The organism is Streptomyces sp. NPDC054841 (assembly GCF_053611045.1).
On record NZ_JBSGZO010000328.1, the window covers coordinates 1 to 9,700 of the forward strand.

General features: G+C 69.5%; 9 protein-coding genes. 7 read left to right on the forward strand and 2 right to left on the reverse strand.

Annotated features, from left to right (window positions below):
• Nucleotides 1–36: 36 nt before the first annotated feature.
• Nucleotides 37–2,331 carry a transglycosylase domain-containing protein gene (locus ACWGI8_RS31650; RefSeq protein WP_453666144.1) on the reverse strand — a complete coding sequence of 765 codons (2,295 nt, stop codon included), beginning with the start codon at nt 2,329–2,331 and terminating at the stop codon, nt 37–39.
• Between the two features lie 301 nt (nt 2,332–2,632).
• On the opposite strand from ACWGI8_RS31650, the gene ACWGI8_RS31655 reads away from it, so the two are divergent.
• The 5 genes from ACWGI8_RS31655 (at nt 2,633) to ACWGI8_RS31675 (ending at nt 7,471) form a co-directional block, all read left to right on the forward strand.
• Nucleotides 2,633–3,568: an SPFH domain-containing protein gene (locus tag ACWGI8_RS31655; protein ID WP_453666146.1), complete on the forward strand. Its 936-nt coding sequence runs from the start codon at nt 2,633–2,635 to the stop codon at nt 3,566–3,568.
• Nucleotides 3,514–3,855 (forward strand): hypothetical protein, encoded by a 342-nt coding sequence (locus tag ACWGI8_RS31660; RefSeq protein ID WP_453666148.1) that lies wholly within the window; start codon nt 3,514–3,516, stop codon nt 3,853–3,855. The genes ACWGI8_RS31655 and ACWGI8_RS31660 overlap by 55 nt, the downstream gene beginning before the upstream one ends.
• Nucleotides 3,856–3,936: 81 nt before the next feature.
• Nucleotides 3,937–4,461 (forward strand): PadR family transcriptional regulator, encoded by a 525-nt coding sequence (locus tag ACWGI8_RS31665; RefSeq protein WP_453666149.1) that lies wholly within the window; start codon nt 3,937–3,939, stop codon nt 4,459–4,461.
• Nucleotides 4,458–5,144: an ABC transporter ATP-binding protein gene (locus ACWGI8_RS31670; protein WP_453666150.1), complete on the forward strand. Its 687-nt coding sequence runs from the start codon at nt 4,458–4,460 to the stop codon at nt 5,142–5,144. The genes ACWGI8_RS31665 and ACWGI8_RS31670 overlap by 4 nt, the downstream gene beginning before the upstream one ends.
• Nucleotides 5,141–7,471: an FtsX-like permease family protein gene (locus ACWGI8_RS31675; RefSeq protein ID WP_453666152.1), complete on the forward strand. Its 2,331-nt coding sequence runs from the start codon at nt 5,141–5,143 to the stop codon at nt 7,469–7,471. Before ACWGI8_RS31670 ends, ACWGI8_RS31675 begins: the two co-directional genes overlap by 4 nt.
• Before the next feature lies 1 nt (nt 7,472).
• Here ACWGI8_RS31675 and ACWGI8_RS31680 read toward each other — a convergent pair whose 3' ends face one another.
• Nucleotides 7,473–8,432, reverse strand: coding sequence for a hydrogen peroxide-inducible genes activator (locus ACWGI8_RS31680; RefSeq protein WP_453666154.1), 960 nt, complete (start codon nt 8,430–8,432; stop codon nt 7,473–7,475).
• 140 nt (nt 8,433–8,572) lie between these two features.
• On the opposite strand from ACWGI8_RS31680, the gene ACWGI8_RS31685 reads away from it, so the two are divergent.
• Entirely contained in the window at nt 8,573–9,127 is a 555-nt protein-coding gene (locus ACWGI8_RS31685; protein ID WP_453666155.1) for a peroxiredoxin, read from the forward strand.
• A gap of 2 nt (nt 9,128–9,129) precedes the next feature.
• Nucleotides 9,130–9,663 (forward strand): alkyl hydroperoxide reductase, encoded by a 534-nt coding sequence (locus ACWGI8_RS31690; protein ID WP_453666157.1) that lies wholly within the window; start codon nt 9,130–9,132, stop codon nt 9,661–9,663.
• Nucleotides 9,664–9,700 lie beyond the last annotated feature (37 nt).

Here is a 9,700-nt window from a genome sequence, read left to right on the forward strand (position 1 = left end):
GGGCCCTTCCTCACAACTGCCTGCCGATGGCAGGCCCTACGTCCTGGGCGGCCGGACGCCCTGCGTCGTGCCGGACGACGTGCCGGACGTGGCGCCTCCGTCGGTGGTACCGCCGTCCGTGGTGCCACCGTCGGTCGTACCGCCGTCCGTGGTGCCTCCGTCGGTCGTACCGCCGTCCGTGGTGCCTCCGTTGGAGGTGCCCGTGGAGTCGCCCGGCCCGGTGGGCGGAGTGCCCGTCGGGGTGTTGTCCGGCGTACGGGTCGGCTTGTCCGGGCCCTTCGTCTTCGTCGGCTTGTCGTCCGGGCCCTTCGTCTTCTCGGTCTCCGAAGGCGTCACCGTCGGCGTCGACGTGGGCTCCTCCACCACGGACTCCGCGACCTCCAGGTCGAACTCCTCGTCCGAGCCGCCGCCGAGGGCGCCGGTCGTGTACTGCTGCCAGATCATGGCCGGGACGCCACCACCGTTGGCGCGGCCCTCGTTGACCGTGTCGGTCAGGGTGACCTGGTTGCCCTTGGGGTCCTCACCGAAGAGGCCGACGGCGGTGACGAGTTGGGGTGTGTAGCCCACGAACCACGCCGAGCGGTTGTTCTCCGAGGTACCGGTCTTGCCGGCCGCGAAGTAGTCGCCCCGCGCGTTCTGACCCGAGCCGCTCTTCACGACGCCGGTCATGGCCTGGGTCACGGTGTCCGCCGCCTCACGGCTGATCGCCTGCTCGCCGTCCGCCTCGTCCGTGTCGACCGTGCGGGCCATGTGCTCGGCTTTGGCCACGATCGACGGCGTGACCTTCTTGCCGTGGTTGTCGAGGGTCGCGTACACCCCGGCCATGTCCCACGGGGAGGCGCCCATCGTGCCGAGCGACATGGCGGGCCGCACCGGCCAGCCCTCGCCGTCCTTCATGCCGAGGCCGAGCGCGGTCTTCTTCACCTTGTCCGGTCCGACGTCCACGATCATCTGGGCGTAGACCGAGTTGATCGAGCTGTTCGTGGCTCGCTGGACGGTGACCTTGCCGTAGTCCCTGTCGTCCTCGTTCTCCGGCGCGAAGGGGGTGTCGCTGCCCTCGACCGGCCGCTTGCTGGTGCCGTCGTAGACGGTGTTCAGGCCGATCGGCTTGTCGTCCTGGGTCACCGACTCGTTCTGCAGGGCGGAGGCGAGCACGATGGGCTTGAAGGTGGAGGCGGGCTGGTAGTCGCGCCGGGTGGCGTTGGACAGCCAGTGCTCGGTCGCTCCGATGCCGCCGTACAGCGCGACGACCTTGCCGGTCTTCGGGTCGACGGAGGTCGCACCCGCCTGGACGGTCGCGTCGCGCTTGTCGCCCTTGCGGTCGAGCTTCTTCTCCAGCTGATCGTTGACGGCCTCGACGAGTTCCTTCTGGCGCTTCTTGTCGATGTTGAGCGTGATGGTCCAGCCGCCGGCCTTGATCTCCTCCTCGCTGATGTTGTGGCGCTCCAGCTCGGCGTTGGCCGCCTCGACGAGATAGCCGGTCTGGCCTCCCATGCCGGGGGCGGCCTTCGGGGGCTTGGGTACGGGGAACTTGAGGCCGGCACGCTCTGCGGAGTCCAGCCAGTCCTCCTCGACCATGTTGTTCAGGACGTAGTTCCAGCGCTCGGTGACCAGCTTCCTGCCGGTCGGGGAGGCGGCCGCCCAGTCGTACTGGCTCGGGGCCTGGAGCACGGCGGCGAGGTACGCGCCCTCCGCGACGTTGAGCTTCCCCGCGTCCTTGCCGTAGTACGCCTGCGCCGCGGCCTGGATGCCGTAGGCGCCGCGCCCGTAGTAGCTGGTGTTGATATAGCCCGCGAGGATCTCGTCCTTCTCGTTCTCGCGGTCCACCTTCAGGGAGATCACCAGCTCCTTGAGCTTGCGGGTGACCGTCTGGTCCTGGTTCAGGTAGTAGTTCTTGACGTACTGCTGGGTGATGGTCGAGCCACCCTGCTTGCCCTTGCCGGTAAGGGTGTTGAGGACACCACGGGCGGTGCCCTTGATGTCGACACCCGAGTCCTTGAAGAAGGTCTTGTTCTCGGCGGCGACGAACGTCATCTGAACCGGCTTCGGGATCTTCTCCAGGCCGACGATCTCGCGGTTGATCTCTCCGGTGCGGGCCAGGACGGTGCCGTCGCTGTACTTGTAGACGTTGCTCTGCATCGTCGCCTGGGCGTTGCCCTCCGGCACCGGCACGAGCAGATAGACCACGACGAACGCGCCCATCAGCAGCAGGCAGAGGGTGAAGAACGTGCCCAGCATCTTCTTCCAGGTGAAGAAGCGCCGTATGCCTCCGGCTTTCTTCGCCCGGCGCGCACCGCGCTGCCGGGCTTGTCGCGCTTCCGCTCGGCCCATCGCTCCGTTGCTCCGCTCTCTGTACCGCGTTCCGCGTGCTGCGTGCTGTGTTTCTGCGTTCTGCTGCTGCGTTGATCTTCGTCTAGTACGCCGGCGGTCGTCGCCAGATCAGCTCAGAAAGCTAACACCGCTCGTACAGACAAAGTTCAACCGATCCGGCCTTTTCCGGACGTGAGAATCAGCACCTGTCTCTAGGGAACCGACTCACGAGAGGTGCGCAGGGTTGCCGAGTCAGATAATGTGTAATCACATTGCTAGCTCAGACGGCCGTCGCGCACGGCCGCGAAACGGGGGACGGAACATGCCTGCGACCAGCAGATCCCTTCACGAGGACACGCCCGAGATGCCCGAGCCGCGGGTCCGGGAGTTCGCCGCGCACAGCATCGGCGGCGGCCTCGCTCTCCTGCTCGGACTCATCGGCGTGGCGGCCGGCGTCGCTCTGGTCGTGGCCGGCGCCACACAGAGCTCGGACGCGGCGAAGGTGGCCCTGGTCCTGGGCGGCATCGCCGTGGCGGTCGCGGCCCTCTTCGCGATGTCCGGGCTGAATATGGTGGCGCCGGGCGAGGCCCGGGTGGTCCAGCTCTTCGGCCGCTACCGCGGCACGATCCGCACGGACGGGCTGCGCTGGGTGAACCCGCTGACCTCGCGCGAGAAGATCTCGACCCGGGTACGCAACCACGAGACCGCGATCCTCAAGGTCAACGACGCGTACGGCAACCCGATCGAGCTGGCCGCCGTGGTGGTGTGGAAGGTAGAGGACACCGCACAGGCGCTGTTCGAGGTGGACGACTTCCTGGAGTTCGTGTCCACGCAGACCGAGGCGGCGGTCCGGCACATCGCGATCGAGTACCCCTACGACGCCCATGAAGAGGACGGGCTGTCGCTGCGCGGCAACGCCGAGGAGATCACCGAGAAGCTCGCGGCCGAACTGCACGCGCGCGGTGAGGCCGCGGGCGTCCACATCATCGAGTCCCGCTTCACGCATCTCGCCTACGCCCCGGAGATCGCCTCCGCGATGCTCCAGCGTCAGCAGGCGGGCGCGATGGTCGCCGCCCGCCGGCAGATCGTGGACGGTGCGGTCGGCATGGTGGAGGCCGCGCTGGCCCGGATCTCCGAGGAGGGCTTCGTGGAGCTGGACGACGAGCGCAAGGCGGCGATGGTGTCCAACCTGATGGTGGTGCTGTGCGGAGACCGCTCCGCCCAGCCGGTCCTCAACACGGGCACCCTCTACCAGTGACGCCCCCCGAGCGGAAGCAGGTACTGCTGCGGCTGGACCCGGCGGTGTACGAGGCCCTCGCCCGCTGGGCCTCCGACGAGCTGCGCAGCGCCAACGCGCAGATCGAGTTCCTGCTCCGACGGGCGTTGTCGGAGGCGGGACGGCTCCCGGGCAGCGTCAAGCCGATCCCCCGGCGGGGGCGGCCACCGAAGGTCCCACCAGGCCAGGCGGCTCCGCCGGGCCAGGAGCCTCCGCCCGGTCGGCAGCCCCCGGATCCCGCCGTTCCGAACCGTGACAATCGGCCCTGACCTGCGCGGACAGTCGCCCGAGAGCTAACTCTACACAGTGCGTATACACACGAGGTATACGCACTGTGTAGAGTCTTCGTCATGTCAATCGGTCACACGCTCCTCGGGCTCCTGGAGTCCGGACCCCGCCACGGTTACGACCTGAAGCGCACCTTCGACGAGAAGTTCGGCCACGACCGGCCGCTGCACTACGGACAGGTCTATTCGACGATGTCGCGGCTGCTGAAGAACGGCCTCGTCGAGGTCGACGGGATCGAGGCGGGAGGCGGCCCCGAGCGCAAGCGGTACGCGATCACCGAAGCCGGCATCACCGATGTCGCCCAGTGGCTCGCCACGCCCGAGAAGCCGGAGCCGTACCTCCAGTCGACCCTCTACACCAAGGTCGTCCTCGCGCTGCTCACCGGCCGCAGCGCAGCCGAACTGCTCGACACACAGCGCTCGGAGCACCTGCGGCTGATGCGCATCCTCACCGATCGCAAGCGCCGCGGCGACCTCGCCGACCAGCTCATCTGCGACCACGCGCTCTTCCACCTGGAGGCCGACCTGCGCTGGCTGGAGCTGGCCGCCGCCCGCCTCGACCAGCTCGCGAAGGCGGTGACCGCATGACCCCCGCCGGCTCCCTGCTCGTCGCGGACGACCTCCGCAAGGCGTACGGGCCCACCAACGCGCTGGACGGCGCCGAGTTCTCCATCCACCCCGGCGAGGTCGTCGCCGTCATGGGCCCCTCCGGCTCCGGCAAGTCGACGCTGCTGCACTGCCTTGCCGGGATCGTCACCCCCGACTCGGGCACCATCACCTACGACGGCCGTGAGCTGTCGGCGATGAACGACGCGGAGCGCAGCGCGCTGCGCCGCAGCGAGTTCGGTTTCGTCTTCCAGTTCGGCCAGCTCGTGCCCGAGCTGAGCTGCGTCGAGAACGTGGCGCTGCCGCTGCGGCTGAACGGCACCAAGCGCAAGGAGGCCGAGCGCACCGCCCTGCGGTGGATGGAGCGACTGGAGGTCGACGACCTCGCCGCCAAGCGCCCCGGTGAGGTCTCCGGCGGCCAGGGCCAGCGCGTCGCCGTGGCCCGTTCCCTGGTCACCGGCCCGCGGGTGCTGTTCGCCGACGAGCCGACCGGCGCGCTCGACTCCCTCAACGGCGAGCGGGTGATGGAGCTGCTCACGGAGGCCGCCCGGTCCGCGAACGCCGCCGTCGTCCTCGTCACGCACGAGGCTCGGGTGGCCGCGTACTCGGACCGCGAGATCGTCGTACGCGACGGCAGGTCCCGGGACATGGAGCGCGCCGTATGAGCGCCCGTGTCTGGGCGCGCGATCTGCTCATGGGCGCCAGGTTCGCGGTGAGCGGCGGCCGTGAGGGCTGGACCCGCACCCTGCTCACCGGCGTCGGCGTGGGGCTCGGCGTGGCGCTGCTGCTGGTCACGACCGCGATCCCGAGCGCGCTGGGCGGACGCGACGCACGCGCGAGCGCCCGCAGCGAGCACACCGCGCCGACCGCCGAGAAGGCCGGGCACGACACGCTGCTCGTCGCCGAGGTCGACACCCGCTACCGCGGCGAGGAGATCTACGGCAGGCTGCTGAGGCCGGAGGGCCCGGACGCGCCGGTTCCGCCCGGTCTGCGGTCCTTCCCGGCAGCGGGCGAGATGGCCGTGTCACCCGCGCTCGACAAGCTGCTCAAGTCCACGGACGGCAAGCTCCTGCGCGAGCGGCTGGACGGGAAGGTCACCGCGATCATCGGCGACCAGGGTCTGGTCGGGCCCTCCGAACTCGCCTACTACGCGGGCAGCGACACCCTGAAGCCGCTCGACGGGAAGGTCCCTCGGGTCACCGGCTTCGACAACTCCGCCGAGCCGGAGCCCCTGGACCCCGTACTCCTTCTCCTGATCACCTTGGTGTTCGTCGCCCTGCTGACACCCGTCGCCGTCTTCATCGCGGCCGCCGTGCGTTTCGGCGGCGAGCGCCGCGACCGACGTCTGGCCGCGCTGCGCCTGATCGGCGCCGACGGCCGGATGGCGCGCCGGATCGCGGCGGGAGAGGCGCTCGCCGGTTCCCTGGCCGGTCTGGTCCTCGGCACCGGGTTCTTCTTCGCGGTACGCCAGTCGGCGGCCGGAGTCGACCTGTACCGGCTGAGCGTCTTCCCCGGCGACCTCGACCCCACTCCGGGGCTCGCCGCGCTCGTCGGGCTCGCCGTGCCGGCCGCTGCCGTGGCGGTGACACTGTTCGCGCTGCGCAGTGTCGTGATCGAGCCGCTCGGAGTGGTCCGTACGGCCAAGCCCGCCCGCCGGCGCATCTGGTGGCGGCTGCTGCTGCCGCTGGCCGGACTCGCCCTGCTCTACCCGATGATCGGGCAGGGCAACGACAACGGGTACTTCAACCAGGCACAGGTCATCGGCGGTGTCGTGCTGCTGCTGATCGGGATCACGGCACTGCTGCCCTGGCTCGTCGAGACGGCCGTGGCCCGGCTCGGCGGTGGCGGAGTGTCCTGGCAACTGGCTGTCCGGCGGCTCCAGATGAGCAGCGGAAACGCTGCCCGGCTGGTCAACGGCATCGCCGTCGCGGTGGCCGGCGCGATCGCGCTGCAGATGATGTTCTCCGGCCTCGACGGCGCGTACACCAGGGACACCGGTGAGGACCCCTCACGCGCCGCGATCTCCGCGCTGGTTCCGCAGGGCAGCGAGGCCGCCACCCGGATCACCGCCGTCGCCGGGCAGATCGAGCAGGCCGACGGGGTTTCCAAGGCCGTCCCGCTGACCAGCGTCTCGATCGCGGCCACACCCGATTCGGAGCAGACGACCAGCCTCACCATCGGCACCTGTGCCGCGCTGCGTGAAGTGGCGCAGCTGCCCTCCTGCAAGGACGGCGACACCTTCGTCCTGCACGGCGGATACGACGACTCCGGAACGCAGTCGGTGGCGAAGCCCGGCCGCAAGCTCTACGCGGGGAACGTCTACGGCGACGAGGACGCGCCCCCGCCCGTCGCCTGGACGCTGCCCAGCACCGCCAAGCAGGTCGCGAGCCGTAAGGACCCGGCGGGAGTCAAGCAGAGCGGCGTCCTCACCACGCCCGGCGCTGCGCCCGGGGACGTCGGCGAGACGCGGTTCGCCACCATCTACGTCCAGTTGGAACCGAAGGTGCCGGACGCGATCGAGCACGCCCGGACGGCGATCCTGAAGGCCGACCCGTTGCTGACGACGATGCATCTCCAGGCCACCGAGCAGTCCAGCCGCTTCGCGTCGATCCGCACCGGGCTGTTCGTCGGGGCGACCTGCGTACTGCTGCTGATCGGGGCGAGCCTGCTGGTCTCCCAGCTGGAGCAGCTGCGCGAGCGCAAGAAGCTGCTGTCCGCGCTCGTCGCCTTCGGCACCCGGCGCTCGACTCTGAGCATGTCGGTGCTGTGGCAGACGGCGGTGCCGATCGCGCTCGGGCTGCTGCTCGCCACCGCGGTGGGTCTGGCCCTCGGCACCGTGCTGCTCAAGATGGCGGGCGCCCGGGTGTCCGTCGACTGGCTCTCGGTGGTCTCGATGTCCGGCGTCGGCGCCGGTGTCGTTCTCCTCGTGACCCTGCTCAGCCTGCCGCCGCTGTGGCGGCTGATGCGGCCCGAGGGTCTGCGCACGGAGTGAGTCAGCCGGTCACCACCCGCACCGGGAGGTCCGCCAGGGCCTCCCGGAGTGCGTCGGCGAACTCCTCGAACTCGCCCTGGCGGGCCGCCCCGGCACGCATCGCCAGGGCGATGCGGCGTGTGGGCGCCGGTTCCGCGAAGCAGCCGGTCACCAGGGCCGGGTTGCGTCCGGTCTCGACGTGGACCGCGGTGCGCGGAAGCAGCGTCACGCCGAGGCCGCCCGCGACCAGCTGGACCAGGGTGGACAGACCGGCCGCGGTCGTGGTGACCGGGGCGCCCTCCGTGCGGCCCGCTTCCCGGCAGACGTCGAGGGCCTGGTCACGCAGGCAGTGCCCCTCGTCGAGGAGGAGCAGCGGAAGCTCCTTCAGCGCGTCGCGCGGGATGTCGTGGCGCCCGCCGAGCCAGTGGTCGCCGTGCGTCACGAGCACGAAGTCCTCGTCGAAGAGGGGGAGTTCGGTCACTCCTGGCACCCCGAGCGGGACGGCGAGCAGCAGCAGGTCGAGCCGGCCCGCCGAGAGTCCCTCCAGCAGGGACGAGGTCTGCTCCTCGTGCACCTGGATGTCCAGCTCCGGATAGCGCTCGTGGACCAGCCGGAGCACGGTGGGCAGCAGATACGGTGCCACGGTCGGGATCACGCCGAGCCGGAGCACTCCGGTGAAGGGCGCCCGTACCGCCTCGGCCTCCTCCAGCAGCTCACCGACCGCGTCGAGGACCGCCTTCGCCCGGACCGCGAGCCGCTCCCCCGCGGGCGACAGCAGCACCTTCCGGGTCGTACGCTCCAGCAGCTGGACACCCAGTGCCTCCTCCAGCGCCGACACGGCGCCGGAGAGCGCGGGCTGACTCATCCCTATAGCGGCAGCAGCGTCCCGGAAGTGCAGATGCTCGGCCACGGCGGCGAAGGCACGCAGCTGCGCCAGACTGGGCTGCTTGCCCCGGTTCACCGTATTCGTTCCAGCAGTCATCGCCGCCACTGATAAGTACCTCCGATCACGATGACCCAGTCTAGCTATTTCCGTGATCAATGCACTCTGTGCCAGTCTGAGGGTCCGTCCAACCCCCGGAAGCCCTCACGAGGGGTACTTCCAATCTGCAAGGAGAGCGCGTGCTCACTGTTGGTGACCAGTTCCCCACGTTCGAACTGACCGCCTGCGTCTCGCTGGAGAGCGGCAAGGAATTCGAGCAGATCACCCACAAGTCCTACGAGGGCAAGTGGAAGGTCGTCTTCGCGTGGCCCAAGGACTTCACCTTCGTCTGCCCCACCGAGATCGCCGCGTTCGGCAAGCTGAACGAGGAGTTCGCCGACCGCGACGCCCAGATCCTCGGCTTCTCCGGCGACTCCGAGTTCGTCCACCACGCCTGGCGCAAGGACCACGACGACCTGCGTGACCTGCCCTTCCCGATGCTGGCCGACTCCAAGCACGAGCTGATGCGCGACCTGGGCATCGAGGGCGAGGACGGCTTCGCGCAGCGCGCCGTCTTCATCGTCGACCCGAACAACGAGATCCAGTTCACGATGGTGACCGCCGGCTCCGTCGGCCGTAACCCCAAGGAGGTCCTGCGGGTCCTCGACGCCCTGCAGACCGACGAGCTCTGCCCCTGCAACTGGACCAAGGGCGAGAACACCCTCGACCCGGTCAAGCTGCTGGCCGGTGAGTGAGCATGGCCCTCGATGAGCTGAAGTCCGCGCTGCCGGACTACGCCAAGGACCTGAAGCTGAACCTCGGTTCTGTGATCGGCAACAGCGAACTTCCGCAGCAGCAGCTGTGGGGCACGGTTCTGGCCTGCGCGATCGCCTCGCGCTCGCCGATCGTGCTGCGCGAGCTGGAGCCGGAGGCCAAGGCCAACCTCTCCGCCGAGGCGTACACGGCCGCCAAGTCGGCCGCCGCGATCATGGCGATGAACAACGTCTTCTACCGGACCCGGCACCTGCTGTCGGACCCCGAGTACGGGACGCTGCGCGCCGGTCTGCGGATGAACGTCATCGGCAACCCGGGCGTCGAGAAGATCGACTTCGAGCTGTGGTCGCTCGCGGTCTCCGCGATCAACGGCTGTGGCCAGTGCCTGGACTCGCACGAGCAGGTGCTGCGCAAGGCGGGCGTCGACCGTGACGTCATCCAGGAGGCCTTCAAGATCGCTTCGGTGATCCAGGCGGTCGGTACGACGCTTGAGGCGGAAGCCGTCATGGCGGGCTGACTCCGCGAGTTGTGACATGGGCGCCCCTGCCCGGCCG